This window comes from Vibrio furnissii CIP 102972 (assembly GCF_000176175.1).
In the GTDB taxonomy this organism is placed as follows: domain Bacteria; phylum Pseudomonadota; class Gammaproteobacteria; order Enterobacterales; family Vibrionaceae; genus Vibrio; species Vibrio furnissii.
On the sequence record NZ_ACZP01000014.1, the window covers coordinates 769839 to 792265 of the forward strand.

Below are 22427 nucleotides of genomic sequence, written 5' to 3' on the forward strand. Positions count from 1 at the left end.
TCTGTATTTGTTCGAGCAGCCAAAGGAGAGGTGGATTTGAAATACGATGTTGTGGTCGTTGGGGCCGGTTCGATGGGCATGGCCGCGGGCTATTTTCTGGCCAAACAGGGCAAAAAAGTGTTGATGATGGATGCGTTTGATCCGCCGCATCACCACGCCAGTCACCACGGTGAAACCCGCATTATTCGCCACGCATACGGCGAAGGCGAAAAGTACGTGCCGCTGGCATTGCGCGCGCAAGCGTTGTGGGAAGCGCTGCAAGCCGAAAGTGGCCAAACGCTATTTCTCAAAACTGGCGTGCTCAATATGGGCGAAGCCAGTTCGCCGTTTATTCAGATGATTATCGCCAGTGCGAAGCAGTACCAACTGCCAATCGAGGTGTTGACTGCTGCGGAGATTCACCAACGTTTTCCCGGGATCACGCTGCCCGACAACTACATCGGCTGCTTTGAATCGACTTCGGGCGTGCTGCGCTGTGAAGACTGTATCAGCGCTTATCGTCAGTTGGCGCTGGCGCATGGCGCGGAGCTACTGACCTATCATCCGCTGGATGAGATTGACGTTCAGGACCATGGCGTGACGCTGCGCAGCGGTGACACCGTGATTGTGGCGGATAAAGTGATTGTTTCAGCCGGTGCGTGGGCGACCAAACTGATGAGCGCGCTGGATTTCGCACTGCCGATGCAGCCCAATCGCAAAACCTTCGCTTGGTTTGAAGCCGATGAAGCGCTCTACGGCGAAGGTTTGTTCCCGGCATTCTCGTTTGATTCCCCGCAAGGCATGTACTACGGTTTTCCGAGCATTGATGGCGCAGGGCTGAAAGTGGGTCGCCACGATGGCGGCGAGGCGCAAGATCCCGACACGCCGATTGCCCCGTTTGACACGGTGGTCGACAGCGTCGATTTGGAGCGCTTTTTGGCGACGGTTATGCCCCAAACATCGAGTCTGATGTATGGCAAAACTTGCCTGTACAGCATGACCGCCGATGAGCACTTCATCATCGATACCCACCCGAAACACGACAACATCATTATCGCGGCTGGCTTTTCTGGCCATGGGTTTAAGTTCGCCAGCGTGATCGGCGAAATTCTCAGTGATTTGGCTGTGCGCGGCGAAACAGAGCACGATATCTCGCTGTTCTCGCTCAGCCGTTTTCAGGCATAACCACGCGCATGCACAGCGAAAGGAAGCCATTTGGCTTCCTTTTTTATCATCTGAGTTTCTGCGGGATGGCGCTTAAATTGGCACGCGAATGTCGTCTTGCCAGCGTTCGGCGACAAAGTCGATGAACTGGCGCACCAAGGGCGTTTGATAGCTGCGTGACAGATACACCGCCCATAGATGGCTGCTGGGGCTGTGATAATCGGCCAACACTTTGACCAGTTCACCACGGCGTAGGCACGGATTGGCGAGATCGCATGGCAGCCACACCACGCCTTTGTGATGCAGCGCCGCACTGCGCAAAATTTCCATGTCATTGGCGCGAACAGTGCCGCTCACCCTGACGCTGAAGTGTTGATTGTCGCGCACCAAATCCCAAGTGTGGTTGGTGAGGTGAACAAAGCAGTTGTGGCGGCTGAGATCGGCGGGTTCGATGATGGGGTCGTGCGTTTGCAAGTACTGCGGCGAGGCGCACACCACGGTGTCGACTTGAATCAGGCGGCGGGCGATCAAGCTCTCATCCGGCTGTTGGGTAAATCGCAGCGCCACATCGACCCGATCGTCGACCAGTTGCGACAGGCGATCCGAAGCGAGAATATCAATCGTCACTTGCGGGTGTAGCTCGGTAAAGGCTTCGACGGTATCGAGCAGCAGGTGCTGCGCCAACCCAATGGGGGCGGAAATGCGAATGCTGCCGGTGAGCGATTGTGATTGCTCCAGCGCGCGAATCTCCAGTTCGGCCGTTTGGTCGAGAATTTGCTCGCAGCGGGTCAGCGCCTCTTCGCCGGCGGCGGTCAGGCTCACTTTGCGTGTGGTGCGGTGCAGCAAGCGCTGCTTGAGCCAGTCTTCAATTTCCTGCACATGGCGCGTGACCTGCAAGCGACTCAGGGTCAGGTTGTCGGCGGCTTTGGTAAAATTGCCAGTGTTGGCGACTTCAACAAAGCTGCGCATCGCGGTCAGTCGGTCCATCACGATCTCCGATTAGTAACTTATATTGAAACAATCTACATCGTTTATGTGTATTTTTCACGGTTTGGTTAGCAACTAAACTGAGTTCCGTTGATTGGAAACATCCATTGAAAAATTCAGATTCCAGATGAGGAGAGTTCAGATGAAAGTAGCAGTATTTGGTGCAACCGGTTGGATTGGTAGTCACATTGTTGAAGAAGCCAAAGCACGTGGTCATGAAGTGATTGCAGTGGTGCGCGACCCAGCCAAAGTCAGCGCCGAAGGCGTTGAAGTTCGTCAATATGATCTGCAAGCCGGTGGCGACTTGGCAGCAGCTGTGGCGGGTGCTGATGCAGTGATCGCTTCGATTGGTGGCCGTGCCACAGGTGCACATGCGATTGTGGCGCAAAGCGCAGCAACGCTTCTTGCTCAACTACCAAACGCTGGCGTTGAACGTTTGCTTTGGGTGGGTGGCGCAGGTTCACTGGAAGTGGCGCCGGGCGTGAAATTGGTGACCGTGCCTGATTTCCCAGAAGCGTACAAAGCCGAATCACTGGCGCAAGGTGAAGCGCTGGATGTATTCAAGGCTACTGATAGCAGCGTGAACTGGACTTTCATGAGCCCAGCGGCGGAAATCTTCCCGGGTGAAAAACAGGGTGCTTACCGCGTCGGCGGTGACCAACTGCTGAGCGATGCTGAAGGTAACAGCCGCATCTCTGTGGCAGATTACGCAGCAGCCTTGGTTGACGAGCTAGAAAGCGGCGCGCACCCCCGTCAACGCATCGGTTTTGCTTACTAATCTCACGCCATTCACGGCTAAATGAAAACCAAAAGCCAGCCCGAAACGGCTGGCTTTTTCATCTGCAATACGCTTAGGACAGCTCTTGCTGCGCGAGCGCTTTGTTGCGTTTCGTGCGCCACATTTTGCGCCATAAGCGACGCCATTTGACTGGCATCATCGGCACCACGATGAGCAAGATGCCCACCACGGTGAGCATGTCCGGCACTTCGTCAAACCACATCACGCCAAACCAAGTCACGAACACCAAGCCGGAATATTCCGCCAGTGCGATTCGGTTGGCTTCCACCCCTTTGTACGCCAGTAGTACCAACACATGATAGCCCAGCACCAGCAGGTTGATCACCACAATCCAGCCCAGATGACGCCAGGAAATCGGGGCCCATTGTGGCAGTGCGAGGAGCAGCGCCAGCGGCAGCGTCATGACGCCGGTCCAAAACAGCGTGGCGGCCATGGGCTGCTCGGACGGCAGTTTGCGAATCAAAATATTCCCCAGCCCCATTGAGAGCGCACAACCTAATCCGGCAATCGCCGCCCAGTGAAAATGCTCCGGACGCAGCACCACCAGCACGCCCGCAAAACCAATCAAGGTAGCGACAATTTGTTTCAGTGCCGGGCGTTCACCGAGCAGGGTAATCGACAGGGGCAACATCAGCAGTGGGCCGACGTAGAACATTGCGTTGGCGGTGGCGAGCGGCAAGTAAGTGATGGCAATCATGGCGCACGCACTGCCCATGAGGATCAGCTGCGCGCGCGAAAAAGTCACCCAGCATTTACCGCCTTGCATGCGTTCGGCCTTGGGCAAACGCCACCACAGCGGCAGCATGATCAGCGTGCTGATCAGTTGGCGAATAAACACATATTGAAAGGTGGGCACTTCGCCGTTGAGGACTTTAAGCGACACATCAGAAAACGAGGCCAACAGGTTGGCCAGCACCAACAAGGTGATCGCGCGCGAAATGGGGTTCGACATGAAACGAGCCTGCAAAAATGAGGGCGCGACTGCGCCGAAAAGTGGCGCTATTGTAGAGGAATTGCTCAAAATGAAAAGGTGTTTTAAAAATGAATCTTGTGCATTTTTAAAACACTGAGTTTGGCGCGGGGATCAGTCGCTCTGCACCACGGTATCGACGGTGTAATGCGATGGGGCGAAGCGGCGGCGAAACTCGCTGGGGGTTAATCCCATGATTTTGATGAACACTTTGCGGCACGCGCTCACGTCTTCGTAGCCGATGTGATGGGCGATCCACTCAAACGACTGCGCGGTGGATTCCAACCAGTCACACGCCTTTTGAACCCGCACGCGTTGCAAGTACTGAATTGGGTTGAGTCCGGTCGCTTTGAGGAAGCGGCGCTGCACCGTGCGTTCGGTGACGTTGGCGTGCTCGGCGAGTTGCCACAGGGTCAAGGGCGCTGCAAATTGGCGGTGAATCAAATGTTGCAGCGCGACAATGCTCTCATCGCCGTGCAAAAAGCTGGGGGTGAATTGCTGATAATAGCGCTGCTCGCGCAAGCCCGTATCGACCACCAACAATTTGCCCACCTGACGCATTACGGCAGGCGAAGCAAACTGCGCGATGAGTTCTAGCCCTAAATCAATCCACGACATCATGCCGCCAGCGGTGATGATATCGCCTTGGTTGATCAAAATGTCGTTGGTGTTGAGTTGTAACTCGGGATGGCGCTGCTGAAACAGTTCGGCCAAGCCCCAATGGGTGGTGATGACTTTGTGCGCCAGCAAACCGGTGTCGGCGAGCAAAAACACGCCTGCGCAGGCGGACGCGAGAATCGCGCCTTGTTGATGATGCGTGTGCAGCCAGTCGGTGAGTTCAACCGGCGCTTTGACATCAAAACCGCGTTCACGACTGGGGGGCAGTACCACTACCGCGTATGGCACATCGTTATGTGTGGTGGCATCCAATGGCCAGCGCAACACATGGCAATCAAACTGAAACGGCTGATCCAGTTCGGCGCAGGCGCGGGTCGCCATCCATAACATCTCTTCTAGCCCATGCACCGCAGAAAGCAGGCAACCGGGGTAGGCGAGTATCGCAATCGGAATGTGATTCACGAAACGTCCTTGCTGTCGTTTTTGACTCGATTAAAGTCATTTTAGACGCTGAACAACACAATGCAATCGGTGGATACTCTGGATTCATCTTAACAACAAAAGGAGACAACCATGAGTCACACGGCGCTTATTGTGATCGATCTGCAAAACGACTACTTTCCGGCGGGTGCTTACCCGCAATATCAGGCAGAGCAGGTGCTCGCTCACACCCTGTCCGCCATCGATATCGCGCAGCAGCGCGGCTGGCCCGTGGTATTGGTGCAGCATGTCGGCGGCGCAGAGGCCCCCTTTTTCAAAGCGGGTAGCGACGGGGTGCAATTGCATTCGGCGTTGCTTGCCCAAGCGCCCGCGAGCGTGGTGGTGGAAAAACAGCACGCCGACAGTTTTCTCAACACCACCTTAAGTGATGTTCTGCGCGCGCAAAATATCCGTGAGTTGGTGGTGTGTGGCATGATGACTCAAAACTGCGTCACCCACACCGCGCTGTCGCCTGTGGCCGGTGATTACTCGGTTCGTGTACTCAGTGACGCGTGCAGCGCGCCGGATGCCATGGTGCATGGCATTGCGTTGCGCGCCTTAAGCGACCGCGTGCCGCTGATGACATTGGATGATTTGTGAGCACTCACTTTCTCTTTGTCTTCTGATGCAAAAGGCATTAGCCGATAAGTTAAGGAAGAAACTGCTGCTGATACTGCTTGGGGGAGACGCCGAGTAAACGGCGAAAATGGTGACGCAGCGTCACCACACTGTCAAAGCCAGATTGCTCCGCGAGGCGTTCCAGCGGCAGCGTGGTTTCTTCCAATAATCCTTTCGCGCGCTCGATTTTTTGCTGAATTAACCATTCGTTCGGCGAGAGGTTAAAACTAGCGCGAAATTTACGCTCAAAGGTACGGCGCGACATGTTGGCGCGCGCGGCCAATTGGTCGACATTGATGGGCGATGTCAGGTGTTGCTGCGCCCAATCCAGCGCGCCCGCAAACTGGTTGGGCACCGCCAGCATCGGCGCTTCCACAAACTGCGACTGACCGCCGGCGCGATGCGCCGACATCACCAATCGCCGCGCCACTTGGTTGGCGACCTTGTAACCGAAATCGTGGCGAATCACCGCCAAACCCAAATCCAGCGCCGCCGCACTACCCGCCGAGCAGCCGATGGGATCCTGCCACACGTACAACACGTCATCGATGTAATCGACTTGGGCAAAGCGCGCCTTGAACCGTTCAGCATAACGCCAGTGGGTGGTGGCCTGACGGCCATCGAGCAGGCCCAGTTCGGCAAGTAAAAATGCGCCCGAACAAAAGCTCAGCAGGCGTTTGCCTGCGTGGGCAAAGGCGCGTACTTCGCGGGCAAGTGCTTCGGGCACGGGGTCGCCTTGCGTCGGCCAGCTGGGAATCACCAAGGTATCGTAATCGCTCAGGCTGGCAACGCATTTGGCTGCAATGGTGACGCCTGCGGTGGACTCAAATGGCGCGCCTTCCAAGTTGACCACATCGCAAGCATACCAATGTGCGATCTCCGGGCGGGGCAGGGCAAACAGTTCGACGGCGCAGCCGAGTTCAAACAGCGAGCAGTGGGCATGAGTGAGAATGGCGATACGGCGCATAAGCTTCCTTGAGCGTGAAACGGAGATCGATGTATTGGCGTAATGTTATCGATAATTGGCGTTTGCGCCAGTGTTGCGTGAACAAAGTGTGCGGCACACTACGCATTCCAGTGACACATCACGGTGACACACCATGATGACCACCACTGACGCATCAATCATGAAAAGGAGAGTCATTATGTCGAGCGCGGTATCGAGAATTCCTGCGGCCAGCAGTGAGCAAGCACTTGCTCATTTTTCCACCTTATTGCAATTTGAAACCGACTGTTGGGATGTGCACCATGCGCTGACCAACCACACGCAGGACTTTATTTTGCTCGATGTGCGTGGCGAAGCGCTGTTCGCTGAAGGGCACATTGATGGCGCGATCAACCTGCCGCATCCACGCCTCAATGAGCGCACCTTAGCGGCGTACCCGCCCGAAACCCTGTTTGTGGTCTACTGCGCGGGGCCACATTGCAATGGCACAGAAAAAGCGGCGATTCGTTTGGCAAAACTGGGGCGGCCGGTGAAAAAAATGATTGGCGGCGTGACCGGTTGGTTGGATGAAGGGTTTGCGCTCATTTCCGCCTAAGTGGAGCAAAGCGAAACGTTTTTATTGCGAAAATTGAGTAAACTGTTACCGTTCAAAAGTCATGCAATCGCATGACTTTTCTCGTTCTCTTGCGGCTTTCGCCCACCGATTCAATTGCAGACACCGTCAGTGACAGCTCGCCCTGCTGCCACCGTCATTATAAGGAGATCAGGCACCCTCATGGATTATTTCAGCAGTACGGCGCTCATCGCGATGTTACTTATTTTTGTTGGTTCGTTTGTGCAGACCGCGATTGGGTTTGGTTTGGCGGTTGTGGCCGCGCCGTTGCTGTTTATGGTCTCGCCGGATTATGTTCCCGCGCCGATCTGTTTGGTGGCGCTATTCATCTCCTTGCTCAGTGCGATGAAGCATCGCAGCAGCATCTCCATCGGTGGCTTGAAAATGGCGTTGATTGGCCGTGTGCCCGGCTCGATTGCTGGTGGTTTGCTGCTGGTGTGGGTCTCGACCGATGTGTTGGCGCTGTGGCTGGGCGTGTTGGTGCTGTTTGCCGTCGGGGTGAGTTTTCTGCCGTTTCGCATTGAACCGACGCCTGCGCGCATGGGCATTGCCGGTTTCTTCTCCGGCTTTTTCGGCACCAGTAGCGCGATTGGCGGGCCGCCGATGGCGCTATTGCTGCAACATCAAGAAGCCAACCAACTGCGCGGTAATTTGTCGGCATTTTTTGTCTTCAGCTCAATCATTTCGCTCATCATTCAGATTCCGGCTGGCTTTTTGACCCTACATCATCTGCTCATCACCATTCCGCTGATCCCCTCGGCATGGCTGGGGTACGCATTGGCGCGTAAAACCACCCAAACCCTGCCGAAAGAGAAAATTCGCGTGGGTGCGTTGTCACTATGTTTGATCAGTGGCCTGACCGCGCTGATCAAAGGCTTGATGTAACCCATTGAACCATTTAGGTTAAACGCTGAAACACCCATTCATCTTCAGTTAAGGAAAAATCATGATACTGGAAGTCGCGGTTCTGGATGTAAAACCCGAGCAGGAAGCGCAGTTTGAACAGAGCTTTGCTCAAGCGCAGCAAATTATCGCCAGCATGGCGGGCTATGTGTCGCACCAACTGCAACGCTGTATGGAAAACCCAAGTCGCTACATTTTGCTGGTCAACTGGCAGACACTGGAGGCGCATACCGAAGGGTTTCGTCAATCGGCGGAATATCAGCAGTGGCGCGCGTTGCTTCATCACTTTTATGACCCGTTTCCCACGGTGGAGCATTATCAACGTGTGTTTTAAGAGGAAGACATGAGAACGATCGGTAATATTATTTGGTTTCTATTGGGTGGCGTGATGATGGGCCTCGCCTGGTGGTTTTTCGGCTTGCTGGCCTTTATCAGCATTGTCGGCATTCCTTGGGGGCGCGCCTGTTTTGTCATCGGTAATTTTTCCTTCTTTCCGTTTGGTCAGGAGGCGATTGGCCGCGATGAACTGACCGGTAAAGAGGACATCGGCACTGGCGGTTTTGGGGTGATCGGCAACGTGATTTGGTTCTTGCTCGCTGGTGTGTGGTTGGCGATTGGTCATCTGTTGTCAGCGGTGGCGTGCTTTATCACCATCATCGGCATTCCGTTTGCCCTGCAACACCTCAAACTGGCGGTTATTTCGCTGGCCCCGATTGGTCAGACGATTGTCTCCAAAGAAGCGGCCGCCCGCGCCCGGTACGGCCAGCGTCGTTAAGCCTGAAACAGCACCGGCAGAATGGTTGCAAAGGTCAATCCGCTCAAGCTGTAATTAAAGGTTCGAATCTTACGCGGCGTGTCGAGATACCGGCTCGCCGCTTTTCCCATCCCCGCCCAGCACAGATTACACAGCACACCGGTCACGGTAAACGCGGCCAGAATCCATAGCACCGATACCCAATACAGCGACGGCAGGGTGTAGGTGGCAACCACCGTCAAGCTGGCCGCCCACGCTTTGACATTGCCGAGTTGAAACAGCGCTGCTTGCAGGCACGTGAGTGGTTTGGCTGCGTGGCTTTTGTGCAGATTGCCGCCTGCCAAAATTAGTTTGATGGCCAGCCAGCTCATGTATGCAAACCCAACATATTTAAGCGCCGTATAGGCGAGCGGATAGGCTTGCAACAGCACCCCAACACCTGCCGCGCTGAGCAGAATCAACCCGCTGACCCCCACACGAATGCCGATGATATGGCGCCACGTTTGGCGCAGACCAAACTGAGAGCCGGAGCTGGCGAGCAGAAAGTTGTTCGGCCCTGGCGTGAAGGCGGTGATGAACGCGAACAAACACAACGAAGGCAACAGGGTCCACATAAATTAAGCTCCTTGAATTGGCGATAGGGCCACTCTAATCTGCCTGCCAAGTGAACCCCTAGTGTTTATGCGTCACCATGACACTTTTGTATTTCACATTCCGCCAACCCTTGAATATGCTTAACTTTCCAATCAAGTGTATCGATGACAATGGTGACAATGTTTATTCCAGATCTCACCGGCCGCGCGGGGCCGAAATACAAAGTGCTGGCCGATGCGTTTGAAGAAGCGGTCGAGCGCGGCGAGCTGAAAGCGCACAGCAAATTGCCGTCGCAGCGCATGCTCTCCTACAAGCTTGGCGTGACGGTCGGCACCATCACGCGCGCTTATCAGGAACTCGAACTGCGCGGCGTCACCGTGCCCGTGGTGGGCAGTGGCACTTACATTAAAGATCGCCGCCACGAGCAGCAGGATTATTATCATCCGTTGGTGTCGCGCGGCGGGGTCGATTTGTCGCTGTGTCGCCCGTTAATTCTCAGCCAGCAGCGCCATTTGATGGCGGCGTTGGGCGAACTCGCCAGCCAGCCGACGGCGCAAAAAGCGGTGCTGGATTATTTCTCCGCCGATGGTTTGCAAGGCCACAGCGCCACGTTGCAACGTTGGGTCAATCAGCGCTGGCAGTGCGACATTGACCGTTCGCGACTGCAGTGGACCTACGGTGGTCAGCATGCGTTGAGCACGGTGTTGCAAGCGCTCACCCGCAGTGGCGACACCATTTTGCTCGAAGGGCTGTGCTACGGCGAATTTATCAATGCCTGCACGCAGCAGGAACGCAAAGTGATCCCGGTGGCGATTGATGACCAAGGCATCGTGCCGGACGATTTGCTGCTGCACTGTCAGCGCCATCGTCCGCGCTTGCTCTATATGACACCCGCGATTCAAAACCCAACGGGCGTGGCACTGAGTGATTCACGGCGGCTGAAAATTATCGAAATCTGCCGCCGTTTCGATGTCTTGATCATCGAAGATGACGTGCTCTATTGTCCACCGGAGCATCGCCGCTCGCCGCTGGTGAGCATCGCGCCGGACATCACCCTCTACATCGGCAGTTTCTCGAAGTATTTTGCTGGTGGCATTCGCGTCGGTTACATGGTGCTGCCGACCAACCTCAAACTGCCGCTGCAAAAAGCGCTGCGCGCATCGTGCATGCATGTCAGTCCGATCCTCGTGGATTTGGTCTGTCGCTGGCTGAGCAATGGCGCGATGCAACAAGTCGATGAAGACATCGCGCTGGAACTCAGCGCCCGTCACCGCATTTTGCAATCGGTGTTCCCTGAGCGCCAAACTGCGGCGATTCCCGGCTTTAACTGTTGGATCGTGCTGCCAGAGCATTGCCCAGCGAGTGAGCTAAAACAGCAGCTCGCCGAAGAGGGCGTGTTTGTGCGTGATGCCACGTTCTTTCGCGTCGGTTCTTACCCCTTGCCGAACGCGATTCGTATTTCACTCACCGGGCCGCTATCGCGGGAAGACTTAAAGCACGGGTTGCAACGTATCAAAGCGCATCTGGACGGGGCCGTGCGTTAAGCCATCGACCAACAATCACGGCCATTTTCTTTACTGCGATACAGCGCTTTGTCGGCGTGATTCACCAGTTCACACGGTGTATTTGGCCCGATGCTGACGCCAATGCTCAGGGTCACGTGGCAGCCCTGCTCGCGCCATTTCTGATGACGCATGTCCAGCACCAAACGGTTGAGCTGTTCCCCTAAAGGGGCGTCATCATTCACTGGTACCAGCGCTGCAAATTCGTCGCCACCAATGCGGTAAATGCTGTGGGTGTCGAGATTTTTGGTTAAAACTTGCGCCACGCGCGCGAGCACGTTATCGCCAAACTGGTGTCCCCAAGTGTCGTTGACGTGTTTGAACTTATCGACGTCGATCAGCAGCAGCGCGTAGGGCGACTGCTGATTCTCGGCCATCGCCGCCAGATCGAGATCAAACGCCCGTCGGTTCTGAATGCCGGTGAGCGTGTCCAACCGCAACTGTTGATGGTGGGCGTTGTATTGTTGTTCGATGGTCGTCAGGCTGCGGTCGACAAACCACGAATGCGGTGGCATGCCGCGCGGTGCGGCAGGGGCGAGCGGGCCGTGATGCCATTGCTGCAAGTTCGTTTCAACCAGCTTGAGTTCTTGTTGAAAGATATTGAGCAGCGTACGGATGCCCAGTACGGTCACGATCGTGATGGCGCAAATCGGGGCCATCAGTTTCAGCATTTGGTCAACCAACGCGTGATGAAAGCGCTGCGGTGGCGCATAAATGCCCAGTTCCCAATCGGCATAGGTGAGCGCTTTGGTCTTCACGATGCCGTCAAACAGTCCGTGCAACCACTCCGATTCGCGGTTTTCAATCACGCGATCCAGCTTGAGCTGAGCTTCATTGACCGTCGAGAAACGCACTTTGCTTTCCTTATCGCGCAAAAACAGCGAGATATTCAACTCAGGCGCCATCCGTTCCAACACGCGGTCGATGGTCTCCACACTCATGTCGACCATCATGAGGCCCAACAATTGCCCATCGGCGGAGATAACTTTCTGCCCCAGCGTCAGCACTCGTTTCTTGCTGCTGAATTCTAAGTACGGGCCAAGCCAATGGGGATCGGTATCGGGATGATGGAGGAGTTGGAACCACGGACGCGTGGACGCTTGATATCCTTCGGGCGCTTCCCAATGCGGATACCCATCGATTCGTCCGGTGGAGACGTTGTAGAAATAGAGGTAGTGATCGGCGTCCATTTTGACTTTGTGCGCGGCGCGCCACACCGGGTTGAACGCTGACTCTTCGTGGCGAATTTTCTCTTTGTCGAGCGAATTCACCAGAATATACAGCTGACGTTCGTTCTCTTTCACCAATTCATAGAGATAGGTCGTTTTCAGGGTCGACAGCAATTGATCGTACCCTTGCATGCGTGTGTTGACATGGTTTTTATAGTTCAAAGCAACCATGAATAACGAGAACATTACAATCACGATTCCCAACACAAGGAAAATCTTGGTCAGAAGATAATTATGTGAAGAAAAGGTATAAGAATTAGTCATATAACACACCGATGGGATTTTGTTTATCCTACAGGTGACGGTAAAGATGAGATTTGATAATGGTCATTTTTTCTTCTTGGTATTGATAGATGTATTACCTATCTCGACCTGATTCAAAGATTTTTTCGTTTTTAATGTTTAATTTGTCAGTATGCTTTAATGCCGTGCTCCCGTAGCCGAGCGGGCAGAATATCGTCGAGCTGATGCACCTCTTCGGGAGTGATTTCAATCAGCTTGAATTGATGGTCGGCATACACCGCGCGGGTGGCCTCGCGCTGCGTGTCGTCAATCGGTGCACCGTCGGTGCCCCAGAATTGCAGATAGACATTGCCAGACGGCAGATAAAAATCACTCATCAGCGGCTGTTCGATTGGCAATGGGCGCTGGTAGGCGTGCGCGACGCCAGCGAGATACAGCCAGTTGTCTATGAGCAGTTCACCCACCGAGCGCACGTAATGGCCATCCAGCGTACGGTGTTTGGCTGCAAACTTCTGGCGAAAGCTGGCATAGGATTTGTCGGTTGCTTGTTCGTCGGCATCGTGACCAAGAAACTCCACCACCGATTGACGCAGGTGCGGGTTGTGGCGAATCGAATCGTGCCACACCACAAATTTTTGCGCCGAAGCTTTGTCTTCACGCTGCTGGGCGCCAGCCCGCAAGCCGGAGGCAGTCGCACGCCAACCCTGCTCACTTTTGGTGATCCAGCCCAGTTCGCTGAATAGCTGGTTCATTTTCTTCGGATTGAGTTTGAAGTACTCGCCGACTTGCGTTGCGCTGAGTGTGCTGCCGCTGGTGGCCGCCATGTCGATGAGTAAATTCTCAGGCCAGACGATAAAGGTGCCGAACTTGGCATGCTGAACATATTCGCCGCCGAATTTTGCCCCGAGTTCGGTCAAAATCCACTGCTCGTCGTGACGATTGATGTAGCCTGCCTTTTTTAAATCCGCGAACAGTTGCTTGGCATCAAGACCGCGCAGTTTGGCCAGTGCTGAGGTCGAGAGTTTGTCAGGCATGTGAGCATTCCTTAGCGAAGTGATGGTGTTATTCAAGCAGGTTGCTGCGCAGCGCTCAATCTTTGGCAGCGCACCACGCGTAAAATCTGTGAGCGCGCCGTGCGATTTACATTGTAAACAGGGTGGAGAAATCTTGACGTTGGCGCGCTTTTCTCAGCACTGAATTCGTTGCTAGGATAGGGGAACGAGGTTTCACAGGCGGTGCGCGATGTTCAGACGGCTTTTCAAATTCACGCTTTTGGTGCTGGCGCTGGTTTCGGCGGGCGTGCTGTGGCAGCAAGCGCAGTTATCGGTGCTGGCGCTGGGGCGCATCGACCCGTTGCCGGAAACTCGTCACATGCTGGCGGAGCAGCGTTATGCCGATGCGGCCAGCTACCTCGGCTTCTTCATGGACTACGACTATGTGCGTGACAACCCGAAAGCGCAGGCGCTGTATGCTGATATCACCCGTATTCGCAGCGACTGGCGTTATCAGTTCGACAAACTCAGCGAAGGTTTATTGACTGGCACCAGCGATGAAAGTATCGGACAAGTCGCGGCGGTGACCACTGATTTTCTGGTGATTGGCGATATTCGCGATCTCACGTTGCAGGGCATGAATCATCTGCAAGGGGAAGCAGTGGATGAAACATTGGTGGCTTTGTCGGCGCTGGGTTTAGTGGCGACAACAGCGCAAATTGTCAGCGGCATCGGCACCGTCGAAACCGCGGGTGTCGCCGCACCGACGTTGGTCGCCACCACTGCGACCAAAAGCGGACTCGTCGCGCTGAAAACCGCCAAACGGCTGGGTAAACTGCCGCCTTGGCTGGGCAAATCTTTAGTGCGGGAAGCCAAAATCGCACAGCAATCGAAAAGCCTCAGCGCAATGACGGCGATGCTGAGCGATGTCACTACGCTTGCTAACACCCGCGGTGGATTTCGTTTGCTGAGCCGAACCAAGAACAGCGCCGAACTGAGCCGCATGGCAGCGTTTGCCAAAGCGTTCGGGTCACAAAGTGCCACGCTGTATCACCTCGGCGGCGATGCCGTGGTGGCGATGACGCCACGCGCCGCGCAATTGGGCAAAGAGAGCATCAAACTGGCGGCCACGTTTGGCCAAGGCGGGCTACGCTTGCTGGATCATTTGGGCGCGTTGAAATTCACCAAATTGGCTGCGCGCGGGGCGAAAATCGCCTACAAAGGCGATGCCATTGCGCTACTCGCGAAGTGGCTATTGATGCTGCCCGTGTGGGGGCTGTATGCGGTGATGGGCTTGGCGGCGGTGGTTTGCTTTCCGAGGCGCTGGCTTGGTTTCCTAGGAGATGGAGATGGAGATGGTTTTCGGCGTTCCTGACGCCGAAAACCTAAATATTCGTCGTGAATTTTTCCCCTGATTCAGTGGCAGATAAACCTTTTATTGGGTAGCGGCTCAGCTTTTTCACCTTACCCATCGCGCAGTGTTTTTTGTAGGTCGCGGAAGTACTGGTTGGTGAATTCAATAAAGGTGCGAATGCGTTTGGGCTGGTAGCGGTCGCGATGGTAGAGCGCGGAGAACTCGACACTTTGAATGTTCCAATCATCGAACACGGGTTGCAGCGCGCCGCGGGTGACTTCGTGCAAACAATACAGCGCCGGCACGCGAATGATGCCGTTGCCCGCCAGCGCGCCTTTGATCATGACGCGCCCGCTTTTACAACGCAGTTGCCCTTGAATATGACACTCCAGCGACTCGTGGCTCTGCTTGTGTTGAAACGCCCAGCGGGTGACCGAGCCGGTTAAACATTGGTGATGTTCCAGCTCTTTCGGGTGCGTGGGGTGGCCGTGCCGATCAAGGTAACTTGGGCTGGCGTAGGTGCCCATCTCCACATCCATCAGCTTGCGCGACACAAAGCCAGAGTCTTCCAGTTTACCCATGCGAAACGCGACATCAAACTCATCTTCAATTAAGTCGACGCGGTGGCTGCTTAAATCCAAGTCGACCCGCACGTGTGGGTAGCGCGCCATAAACTGCGTGATCAAATCGGCGACGATCTCTTCACCCAAATAGCCGCCGACACTGTTGATGCGAATTTGGCCGCGCACGGCTTCGGTGTCGTCGACTGCCGCCAACACCGCTTGGTCGATGCTGTGCAGCGCCGCTTCACATTGCGCGAAAAACGTTTTGCCTGCTTCGGTGAGTTTGAGCGAGCGTGTGGTTCGAATCAGCAGTGTCACCCCCATTTGTTGCTCTAACTGGCTGATCTGGCGCGACACGTGAGAGCGTGAAACGTCCAGCGCTTCGGCCGCTTTGGTGAAATTGCCCAGTTGGGCGATCAGGACGAACGAGCGGATATCCGCCAAATTAATCTGATTTTGCATCGGTGCTCTCTTTTCTCAGTTCACGCTTTATTGTTGCTATATAACAACAGAGTTTCAACTAGGGTGATATATATCAACAAAAAACTTTTTCATAGACTAGCTCCCAACACGACACAAGGTCTTATTGAGGATTCAAACATGAAAAAATTAGTCGTTATTACTGGGGCAAGTTCTGGTATTGGAGAAGCGATTGCTCGTCGCCTGAGCGCAGAAGGTCATCCGTTGTTACTGCTGGCACGCCGTGTGGAACGTTTGGAAGCATTGAACCTGCCAAACACATTGTGCGCTCGCGTGGATGTGACCGAGCAAGCGTCGTTTGAAGCGGCGATTGCCAATGCGGAAGCGGAGTTCGGCCCAGCCGATGCGCTGATCAACAACGCGGGTGTGATGCTGCTGGGGCAGATCGACACGCAAGATGCCAGCGAATGGAAACGCATGTTTGATGTGAACGTGCTTGGCCTGCTCAACGGCATGCAAGCGGTACTCGCGCCGATGAAAGCGCGCAACACCGGCACCATCATCAACATCAGCTCTATCGCGGGTAAGAAAACTTTCCCGGATCACGCGGCTTACTGTGGCACTAAATTCGCGGTGCATGCGATTTCTGAAAACGTGCGCGAAGAAGTGGCGGCCTCGAATGTTCGAGTAACCACCATCGCCCCAGGCGCGGTTGAAACCGAGCTGGTGTCTCACATCACTTCTGATGCGATCAAAACTGGCTACGATGCGTGGAAACAAGAGATGGGCGGCGTGCTTGACGCCGATGATGTTGCAAGAGCCGTGGTGTTTGCGTATCAACAACCGCAGAATGTGTGCATTCGTGAGATTGCATTAGCGCCGACTAAGCAGCAACCGTAATCCAGTTATTTTCTAATGAGAAAGCCAGCATAGCGCTGGCTTTTTTCTTTTGTGATTGGAGGTGGTGGATTGTCACGCTGGTCGGTTCAGTGGTTTTTCTCCGCATTGTGTGGGCGCGCCAGTTACTCTTTGCTGGCACAAAGAGTAACCAGAAAGTGCCTGTTGGTTCTTTGGTGTTGGCCGGGCCGGTTTTAGGCGTTCCCGACGCCGAAAACCTAAAAATTCGTCCTGAATTTTTTCCCTGATTTTCTGGTTTCAGAGAGGGCATAAATTGTTTCTGCCCCAAAGTGAGCCAGAAGTGGCTTTACCGAAACCAAATTTTTGTAGTGAGAAAGAGTCTTCCATGTAGGCGTTAAATCCACAATGCAAGATCTGACACCGCATATTCGACTTCACCTAAGAAATCACGGGCTCGGCCGCAAGGCTTTCAGCCCTCTTGACATCACCCCAGAACCTACTTTACGATTAAGGTTGTTGGCCCCCGACTCAGCCTTTTAGGTCGTTAGCAGTTGGTGTGTGTTAGCACTGGTGCGAACGACCTGTCTCTCGCTTACTCCCCTGTGGAGGCCCGTTGAAGGGCAAGGCAAACTGCGACATGCTTTAGGCATGTGTAAGACCTCCGAAGTGTACTAATGCGTCTCGCGTTAGGTATTTCATAGCTTATTTCCCAACGAAACCAAGCTGACGCTAGGATGAATCGAGCGAGCATCTCATAGCAATTCAGCGACTGTTTCGATGGAGATCTCTATGAAACAACTACATACTAGTACTCCCCAAAAACCAACCCGCAAGGGTAATCTACGTCGCCCTCAGCAACAGCTCCGTGAGTTGGCCCTGACCGAAGCCGATGGCTTTGCCGATCTAATGGCCCTTGTCCGCCACTTTAGTGAAACCCAACTGGGCACCCCACTCAATGACGGCAAGTGCCGAGAGAAAACAGCCGCCTTACTCGGCTACCCTAAACACAGCCTGTTCCGAAAGGACTACAAGGCCAAGCACGCCCTGCGAGCGGCCATCGACAAGCTGAAGCTGGAGGAGCTGCGCCTCACACTGGACGAGACCCACCGGAATAACAAAAGCATGTATCAGGTGCTAATCATCCGACCGAATAACCATATCAATGATCAGCTCTGTGAGGTCTATTTGGAGTGGACCAAGCGACTGCGTGAGGCCATGGGGCGCCGTGACATACAGGCCGATGCCGAGGCTATGGCTGACTACCTGAGCCAACTTTGTGGGGTTACACCCCGGGTACGGATCACCGAGACCCAGCGCTTTGAGCAGTGCAATCCTGAACAGTTGGCGATGGATCACATCCGCCGCCATGGCTTGTTCCTGTCACCCCGCAATCAGGGGGAAGAGAGGCTGGAGCATAACTCAGAGACCGACTATAAGGTTGCCATTAGCCCCAGTGCGGTCTTCCTCCACCAGTCCGATGCTTTTTTCGGGCGCTGGCGCGACGAGCACAATAAGACGTGGAAACTGCGTATCCATGCCACACTCGACAATGTCCTTACCCTTTCGACGCTGCAAATTGCCCTGAATCAGATCCACCTGCTGTGCCCAGCGCTGGAGCAGTGCTACCTCTTACCCGAGCAACTCCCGGAGATGTTGACACGATTTCTTGAAGGCGAGCCGAAATCCCTTACGCTGCACTATACAGTCCCCGAGCACGGCCAAGCGCCCAATCCGGTCGTGCTGGATATTGGCAGTGAAGTCATGAGTTTCTCCAATAACTTCAAAGGCGGTGTTTGGGGCAATGTGAATATCGAACCGCAACCTTTACCCGTGAATACAGGCCACCCGCTGTGGGAGGAGGCCCACATACAGCCAGATTACCCTATTCTGGATTAAACCAAAGGGCTGAGCCACACTGACTTAGCCCCTACGTTTTGGGAATCTAAACAGTTGTGTCCCAGGCTCATTCATGGCGGAGTCGCCACTTGTGCCAGCAACAGTGGTCATGTGATATTAGCCGCACCATACTATTTGCTGGGGAAATACCGAGGCGGCATGACCGCCTCGGCCTTTTCCTTAGTCAGTGGGCGCACGCCAGCAACAATTCCAAGTAGGGATATAGCTGCGCGAGCATCTCTGGCAGTGTCACGATAAGCAGGGCGGCATTGCTGTTTGGGGGTTGTGTCATTACGGCGACCTCACGTTGATTTTAAAAAAACGCACTGGACGGAATTGTCCTTAAAGTGCTGAATCTCATGACGGTTCACGTTGACTCAATTTTATGAGTTGGCTTTGCCTTGTTCAATCTTTCGGTATGCGTGAAGTACCGTAGTATGATCGCGAATTACTAGAGTTTTTTCCTTCTACCCCAATCTCTACTTATCTGAAGTAGACGCTTTTGGGCGCAATCCCTAACTCGCTTCTGTCCAGTTACGATTTTGCTTTAAACCCCACAAACAGGGAAAAATTCATGGATGAATTTTTAGGTTTTCGGCGTCGGGAACGCCTAAAACCGTCCCGGACAGCGATCGAGAAGCAAAAGGCACTTTCTGGATACTCTTTGTGCCTGCAAAGAGTATCTGGTGCGCTTTAACCAAAGCCACGTGGTTCGTTAAACCCAAAGCGCAACAAACCCCACCCAGCTAAACCCACACCCAACTAAACCAACAAACCCAATCTAACCCTCCTCCAAACATCAAATTCGAATTCCGTCTGTATCCGCCTGTATTGAACGAAACTTTTTTTCAGGTAATTGCATTTCCGTTTTTATTTATTCATGCCTCTAATCGCCAGTTTGGTGCCTTAAAATGGCGATTTTGGGGTGTTTTAACTGACTGTTTTTCAAGGAGTTGTTTTTCTTGAGAACTTAAGCCCACATGGTAGTCTGCGCACTCCACAGGCTTAGGGGCGAAACATGAAATTAAACCATCACACTTACCAACACACCGATTTCTCAAATCGGGATTTGTCGAATTTAGTTTTCAACGATTGTTGCTTCTATCAATGCAACTTTAGCCGTGCCGACATGCGTGATTCCAAATTCATCAATTGCAGCTTTATTGAGAAAAGCGATGTGGAAGGATGTAATTTTGCGTATGCCGATCTCAGAGATGCATCTTTTCAACACTGCCGATTGGCGATGGCTCATTTCAGCGGGGCGGACTGTTTTGGAATTGAACTGAGAGATTGTGATTTGAAAGGTGCCAATTTTTCTCGCGCCCGCTTTGTTAATCAGGTCTCGAATAAAATGTTTTTTTGTTCCGCGTACATCACGGGATGTAATTTATCCTATGCCAACTTGGAGCGGCAGTGCCTCGAAAAATGTGATCTGTTTGAAAATCGCTGGATTGGCGCCAACTTGCACGGGGTTTCTTTTAAAGAGTCTGATTTAAGCCGGGGTTCATTTTCAGAGGACTGCTGGGAACAAGCGCGTTTCCAAGGCTGTGACTTAACCCATATTGAACTGACCGGGTTGGATCCCCGCAGAGTGGATTTAACGGGGGTAAAAATTTGCGATTGGCAGCAAGAACAACTGCTAGAGAAGCTGGGTGTGATTGTGGTTCCTGACTAATTCAGCATCGTGGCTTTGCCTTCGAGGGGCTGCGTACCATTGATTTTTTTGGGGCGTTTGATTGGCACGCCGGTCTCAAACAAAGGGTGCTTCTGCCTAGTTGCTGTTATCTAAATTTGCTTGGTGCTGTAAGTGTTCAATAAACATTGGGATCTTTTTGGCCAAGTGTTTTCTGGACGCGTAAAAGGCATACAAAATCAAATCTTCAGGCTCATATTCCATGTTTACAATCTCCAGAGCGCCAGCATTTAACTCATGACGGCAGGACTCGGTTGGGAGTATTGCGAACCCCAAACCCGCCAATGCGCCTGATTTCGCGAGATAGCCACTATTAACTTTAAATGCAGACTGTACCTTTTGAGTGATCAGTTCACCTTTGGCGTTTTTGAAGACCCAAGGTGTGCCATTTAACGCGGTAAAGCTATTGATACACGGCACGTGTTTCAAATCGGTAATCTGAAAAGGTATGGGAGACGTCTGTAGGAGTTTGGGGGATGCCACAACAGCACTTGGCCAGCGCTTGATCTCTTTCGCTATCCAACGATGGTCTTCAAGCTTTCCTCGATGAAAACTTAAGATGATGTCAAACCCATCTAGTAAATCCGCTTTCGGGCTAATGCTGGTATCGCAACATAATGAAATTGAGGGGTGCTGGGTACAAAAAGAAACCACAGCTTGGGCTAAGGCGGGTGAATCCGGCATGAGCACTCTCAGTTGCCCCATGACTTCATGCGACTGCTGCGTCACTTCCTCAAGTGCATCATTTAGTTTGTCGAGCAATGGCTGCGTGCGTAAATAAAGGTGCTCTCCTGCATCCGTCGGAGCGATTCGGCGTGTGGTTCTGTCAAATAATCGCGTATCCAACCGTTCTTCCAGCAACGCGATATGGCGGCTCACATTGGATGTCGGCAAGCTGAGAAATTCCGCCGCTCGTTTAAAGCTGTTGTTCTCATACACACAGTGAAAACTCTTAAGCCACTGTTGGTCAATCTTATCAAGCATTGCCTTTAATCCCATTATCTTGGTTTATCAAACCCATAGAACGTACTTTATTACCAGAAATAGGCTTATACAATACTCCTCATGAACGTTCTTTGGAGAAATGACCGATGAGTTGGTTAGAAAGACTATTTGATAAGCAGAATATTATCAGTACACGTAAAGCGATGATTCCTGAGGGGATATGGGTGAAATGCCCTGCCTGTGCCCAACCGCTGTACCGCATCGCACTTGAGGAGAATCTGTCTGTGTGTCCAAAATGCGATCACCATATGAGGATGGCAGCACGCCACCGTTTAGACCGCTTTTTAGACAAAGGAGAGCGAGTCGAAATTGCCAGTGAACATGAGCCGAAAGATGTGCTGAATTTTAGGGATCTGAAACGCTACAAGGAGCGTCTGGCTCTCGCCCAGAAAAGTACGGGAGAAAAAGATGCCTTGGTTGCGATGAGAGGAACACTGATGGGCTTACCGATTGTTGCTTGCGCATTTGAGTTCTCTTTTATGGCAGGCTCAATGGGTTCAGTGGTCGGTGCTCGTTTTGTTCGGGCAGTGGAAGAGGCGATTGATGCACATTGTGGGTTTGTGTGCTTTTCGGCCAGCGGCGGCGCTCGTATGCAAGAATCGTTGATGTCGTTAATGCAAATGTCAAAAACCAGCGCTGCGTTACATCGTTTGTCTAGTCGAGGCTTGCCTTATATTTCTGTTTTAACCGATCAAACATTGGGTGGCGTCTCTGCAAGTCTAGCCATGCTAGGAGATATTAACATTGGCGAGCCGAAGGCCATTATCGGCTTTGCTGGACGTCGTGTGATAGAACAAACTGTTCGAGAGAAATTGCCAGAGGACTTTCAGCGAAGTGAGTTCCTCTTAGAGCATGGCGCGATAGACATGATTGTGGATAGGCGTGAGATGCGCAAACGAGTGGGCGGACTCATTGCAAAAATGACCCATACAACGACGCCACTCGATGGATAGCGTCAAGGTTATCGAAGCCTGATTGTGTGGTTTTAAAGAGGGCGTAAATTGTTTCTGTCCCATTACGATTCAACGTCAGATTAGCGAATAGAATCAACAGAACGAAGATTCACTTCAGATAAGCGGTCACTCAAAACCGTCCCGGCCAGCGAGTGTGAAGCCAAAGGCACTTTCTGGATACGCTTTGTGGGCAGGTCGTTAGACCTATATTTCTCATGCAATGATTCATGTAGT

The 22427-nt window shown here is 53.2% G+C and carries 23 protein-coding genes; 13 read left to right on the top strand and 10 right to left on the bottom strand.

Annotated features, from left to right (window positions below; genetic code table 11):
• The first annotated feature begins 30 nt into the window (after positions 1-30).
• On the top strand, positions 31-1164 hold the full coding sequence (gene solA / locus VFA_RS13655) for an N-methyl-L-tryptophan oxidase (protein WP_232281716.1): 1134 nt from the start codon (positions 31-33) through the stop codon (positions 1162-1164).
• 72 nt (positions 1165-1236) lie between these two features.
• On the opposite strand, the gene VFA_RS13660 is transcribed toward solA, so the two are convergent.
• Complete coding sequence (locus tag VFA_RS13660) at positions 1237-2130, bottom strand: LysR family transcriptional regulator (RefSeq protein WP_004727431.1); 894 nt, start codon at positions 2128-2130, stop codon at positions 1237-1239.
• A 142-nt stretch (positions 2131-2272) separates the two neighbouring features.
• Here VFA_RS13660 and VFA_RS13665 point away from each other — a divergent pair, with 142 nt between their 5' ends.
• Positions 2273-2908, top strand: coding sequence for an NAD(P)-dependent oxidoreductase (locus VFA_RS13665; protein WP_004727432.1), 636 nt, complete (start codon positions 2273-2275; stop codon positions 2906-2908).
• A gap of 73 nt (positions 2909-2981) precedes the next feature.
• Here the strand turns inward: VFA_RS13665 and VFA_RS13670 are convergent, their stop codons facing one another.
• Both VFA_RS13670 and VFA_RS13675 read right to left on the bottom strand, forming a co-directional pair.
• The gene (locus VFA_RS13670; RefSeq protein ID WP_004727433.1) at positions 2982-3881 is read right to left on the bottom strand and encodes a DMT family transporter; all 900 of its coding nucleotides are present in this window, start codon (positions 3879-3881) and stop codon (positions 2982-2984) included.
• Positions 3882-4013: 132 nt separating this feature from the next.
• Positions 4014-4979, bottom strand: a complete 966-nt coding sequence (locus tag VFA_RS13675) for a GlxA family transcriptional regulator (protein ID WP_004727434.1) — start codon at positions 4977-4979, stop codon at positions 4014-4016.
• 111 nt (positions 4980-5090) lie between these two features.
• Here VFA_RS13675 and VFA_RS13680 point away from each other — a divergent pair, with 111 nt between their 5' ends.
• Positions 5091-5597, top strand: a complete 507-nt coding sequence (locus VFA_RS13680) for a cysteine hydrolase family protein (RefSeq protein ID WP_004727435.1) — start codon at positions 5091-5093, stop codon at positions 5595-5597.
• A gap of 49 nt (positions 5598-5646) precedes the next feature.
• On the opposite strand, the gene VFA_RS13685 is transcribed toward VFA_RS13680, so the two are convergent.
• Positions 5647-6582 (bottom strand): helix-turn-helix domain-containing protein, encoded by a 936-nt coding sequence (locus VFA_RS13685; RefSeq protein ID WP_004727436.1) that lies wholly within the window; start codon positions 6580-6582, stop codon positions 5647-5649.
• Positions 6583-6760: 178 nt separating this feature from the next.
• Between VFA_RS13685 and VFA_RS13690 the strand changes: the two genes are divergently transcribed.
• The 4 genes from VFA_RS13690 (at position 6761) to VFA_RS13705 (ending at position 8852) form a co-directional block, all read left to right on the top strand.
• A complete protein-coding gene (locus VFA_RS13690) occupies positions 6761-7156 on the top strand; it encodes a rhodanese-like domain-containing protein (protein ID WP_004727438.1) in 396 nt (131 codons plus the stop codon).
• A gap of 180 nt (positions 7157-7336) precedes the next feature.
• Positions 7337-8059: a sulfite exporter TauE/SafE family protein gene (locus tag VFA_RS13695; RefSeq protein ID WP_004727439.1), complete on the top strand. Its 723-nt coding sequence runs from the start codon at positions 7337-7339 to the stop codon at positions 8057-8059.
• A 61-nt stretch (positions 8060-8120) separates the two neighbouring features.
• Positions 8121-8411 carry an antibiotic biosynthesis monooxygenase family protein gene (locus VFA_RS13700; RefSeq protein WP_004727440.1) on the top strand — a complete coding sequence of 97 codons (291 nt, stop codon included), beginning with the start codon at positions 8121-8123 and terminating at the stop codon, positions 8409-8411.
• A 9-nt stretch (positions 8412-8420) separates the two neighbouring features.
• Positions 8421-8852 carry a YccF domain-containing protein gene (locus tag VFA_RS13705; protein WP_004727441.1) on the top strand — a complete coding sequence of 144 codons (432 nt, stop codon included), beginning with the start codon at positions 8421-8423 and terminating at the stop codon, positions 8850-8852.
• On the opposite strand, the gene VFA_RS13710 is transcribed toward VFA_RS13705, so the two are convergent.
• Complete coding sequence (locus tag VFA_RS13710) at positions 8849-9445, bottom strand: LysE family translocator (RefSeq protein WP_004727442.1); 597 nt, start codon at positions 9443-9445, stop codon at positions 8849-8851. The two genes, VFA_RS13705 and VFA_RS13710, sit on opposite strands and share 4 nt — an antisense overlap.
• Positions 9446-9604: 159 nt before the next feature.
• Between VFA_RS13710 and VFA_RS13715 the strand changes: the two genes are divergently transcribed.
• Positions 9605-10969, top strand: a complete 1365-nt coding sequence (locus tag VFA_RS13715; protein ID WP_004727443.1) for an aminotransferase-like domain-containing protein — start codon at positions 9605-9607, stop codon at positions 10967-10969.
• On the opposite strand, the gene VFA_RS13720 is transcribed toward VFA_RS13715, so the two are convergent.
• Together VFA_RS13720 and VFA_RS13725 are read right to left on the bottom strand one after the other, a co-directional pair.
• Positions 10966-12402 carry a sensor domain-containing diguanylate cyclase gene (locus VFA_RS13720; protein ID WP_004727444.1) on the bottom strand — a complete coding sequence of 479 codons (1437 nt, stop codon included), beginning with the start codon at positions 12400-12402 and terminating at the stop codon, positions 10966-10968. The genes VFA_RS13715 and VFA_RS13720 overlap by 4 nt on opposite strands.
• Positions 12403-12626: 224 nt before the next feature.
• Positions 12627-13493 (bottom strand): hypothetical protein, encoded by an 867-nt coding sequence (locus VFA_RS13725; RefSeq protein WP_004727445.1) that lies wholly within the window; start codon positions 13491-13493, stop codon positions 12627-12629.
• Between the two features lie 208 nt (positions 13494-13701).
• On the opposite strand from VFA_RS13725, the gene VFA_RS13730 reads away from it, so the two are divergent.
• Entirely contained in the window at positions 13702-14826 is a 1125-nt protein-coding gene (locus VFA_RS13730) for a hypothetical protein (RefSeq protein WP_038151807.1), read from the top strand.
• 89 nt (positions 14827-14915) lie between these two features.
• Here the strand turns inward: VFA_RS13730 and VFA_RS13735 are convergent, their stop codons facing one another.
• Positions 14916-15830: a LysR family transcriptional regulator gene (locus tag VFA_RS13735; RefSeq protein ID WP_004727448.1), complete on the bottom strand. Its 915-nt coding sequence runs from the start codon at positions 15828-15830 to the stop codon at positions 14916-14918.
• Between the two features lie 138 nt (positions 15831-15968).
• Here VFA_RS13735 and VFA_RS13740 point away from each other — a divergent pair, with 138 nt between their 5' ends.
• Positions 15969-16688: an SDR family oxidoreductase gene (locus VFA_RS13740; protein ID WP_004727449.1), complete on the top strand. Its 720-nt coding sequence runs from the start codon at positions 15969-15971 to the stop codon at positions 16686-16688.
• On the opposite strand, the gene VFA_RS23810 is transcribed toward VFA_RS13740, so the two are convergent.
• Positions 16672-16956: a hypothetical protein gene (locus tag VFA_RS23810; protein ID WP_140209452.1), complete on the bottom strand. Its 285-nt coding sequence runs from the start codon at positions 16954-16956 to the stop codon at positions 16672-16674. The genes VFA_RS13740 and VFA_RS23810 overlap by 17 nt on opposite strands.
• Positions 16957-17435: 479 nt before the next feature.
• Between VFA_RS23810 and VFA_RS13745 the strand changes: the two genes are divergently transcribed.
• Positions 17436-18542 (top strand): hypothetical protein, encoded by a 1107-nt coding sequence (locus tag VFA_RS13745; protein ID WP_004727451.1) that lies wholly within the window; start codon positions 17436-17438, stop codon positions 18540-18542.
• 1018 nt (positions 18543-19560) lie between these two features.
• Positions 19561-20217: a Qnr family pentapeptide repeat protein gene (locus VFA_RS13750; RefSeq protein ID WP_038151811.1), complete on the top strand. Its 657-nt coding sequence runs from the start codon at positions 19561-19563 to the stop codon at positions 20215-20217.
• Positions 20218-20313: 96 nt separating this feature from the next.
• Here VFA_RS13750 and VFA_RS13755 read toward each other — a convergent pair whose 3' ends face one another.
• On the bottom strand, positions 20314-21219 hold the full coding sequence (locus VFA_RS13755; RefSeq protein WP_172475436.1) for a LysR family transcriptional regulator: 906 nt from the start codon (positions 21217-21219) through the stop codon (positions 20314-20316).
• Between the two features lie 107 nt (positions 21220-21326).
• Between VFA_RS13755 and accD the strand changes: the two genes are divergently transcribed.
• A complete protein-coding gene (gene accD / locus VFA_RS13760) occupies positions 21327-22193 on the top strand; it encodes an acetyl-CoA carboxylase, carboxyltransferase subunit beta (RefSeq protein WP_004727454.1) in 867 nt (288 codons plus the stop codon).
• The last annotated feature ends 234 nt before the right edge of the window (positions 22194-22427 follow it).

Excerpts from the sequence above, each read along its gene's own strand:
- VFA_RS13660 (WP_004727431.1), bottom strand. The coding sequence starts at position 2,130 with ATGGACCGACTGACCGCGATGCGCAGCTTTGTTGAAGTCGCCAACACT.
- VFA_RS13665 (WP_004727432.1), top strand. The coding sequence starts at position 2,273 with ATGAAAGTAGCAGTATTTGGTGCAACCGGTTGGATTGGTAGTCACATT.
- VFA_RS13670 (WP_004727433.1), bottom strand. The coding sequence starts at position 3,881 with ATGTCGAACCCCATTTCGCGCGCGATCACCTTGTTGGTGCTGGCCAAC.
- VFA_RS13680 (WP_004727435.1), top strand. The coding sequence starts at position 5,091 with ATGAGTCACACGGCGCTTATTGTGATCGATCTGCAAAACGACTACTTT.
- VFA_RS13685 (WP_004727436.1), bottom strand. The coding sequence starts at position 6,582 with ATGCGCCGTATCGCCATTCTCACTCATGCCCACTGCTCGCTGTTTGAA.
- VFA_RS13690 (WP_004727438.1), top strand. The coding sequence starts at position 6,761 with ATGTCGAGCGCGGTATCGAGAATTCCTGCGGCCAGCAGTGAGCAAGCA.
- VFA_RS13695 (WP_004727439.1), top strand. The coding sequence starts at position 7,337 with ATGGATTATTTCAGCAGTACGGCGCTCATCGCGATGTTACTTATTTTT.
- VFA_RS13700 (WP_004727440.1), top strand. The coding sequence starts at position 8,121 with ATGATACTGGAAGTCGCGGTTCTGGATGTAAAACCCGAGCAGGAAGCG.
- VFA_RS13705 (WP_004727441.1), top strand. The coding sequence starts at position 8,421 with ATGAGAACGATCGGTAATATTATTTGGTTTCTATTGGGTGGCGTGATG.
- VFA_RS13710 (WP_004727442.1), bottom strand. The coding sequence starts at position 9,445 with ATGTGGACCCTGTTGCCTTCGTTGTGTTTGTTCGCGTTCATCACCGCC.
- VFA_RS13715 (WP_004727443.1), top strand. The coding sequence starts at position 9,605 with ATGTTTATTCCAGATCTCACCGGCCGCGCGGGGCCGAAATACAAAGTG.
- VFA_RS13720 (WP_004727444.1), bottom strand. The coding sequence starts at position 12,402 with ATGTTCTCGTTATTCATGGTTGCTTTGAACTATAAAAACCATGTCAAC.
- VFA_RS13725 (WP_004727445.1), bottom strand. The coding sequence starts at position 13,493 with ATGCCTGACAAACTCTCGACCTCAGCACTGGCCAAACTGCGCGGTCTT.
- VFA_RS13730 (WP_038151807.1), top strand. The coding sequence starts at position 13,702 with ATGTTCAGACGGCTTTTCAAATTCACGCTTTTGGTGCTGGCGCTGGTT.
- VFA_RS13735 (WP_004727448.1), bottom strand. The coding sequence starts at position 15,830 with ATGCAAAATCAGATTAATTTGGCGGATATCCGCTCGTTCGTCCTGATC.
- VFA_RS13740 (WP_004727449.1), top strand. The coding sequence starts at position 15,969 with ATGAAAAAATTAGTCGTTATTACTGGGGCAAGTTCTGGTATTGGAGAA.
- VFA_RS23810 (WP_140209452.1), bottom strand. The coding sequence starts at position 16,956 with ATGCCCTCTCTGAAACCAGAAAATCAGGGAAAAAATTCAGGACGAATT.
- VFA_RS13745 (WP_004727451.1), top strand. The coding sequence starts at position 17,436 with ATGAAACAACTACATACTAGTACTCCCCAAAAACCAACCCGCAAGGGT.
- VFA_RS13750 (WP_038151811.1), top strand. The coding sequence starts at position 19,561 with ATGAAATTAAACCATCACACTTACCAACACACCGATTTCTCAAATCGG.
- VFA_RS13755 (WP_172475436.1), bottom strand. The coding sequence starts at position 21,219 with ATGCTTGATAAGATTGACCAACAGTGGCTTAAGAGTTTTCACTGTGTG.
- accD (WP_004727454.1), top strand. The coding sequence starts at position 21,327 with ATGAGTTGGTTAGAAAGACTATTTGATAAGCAGAATATTATCAGTACA.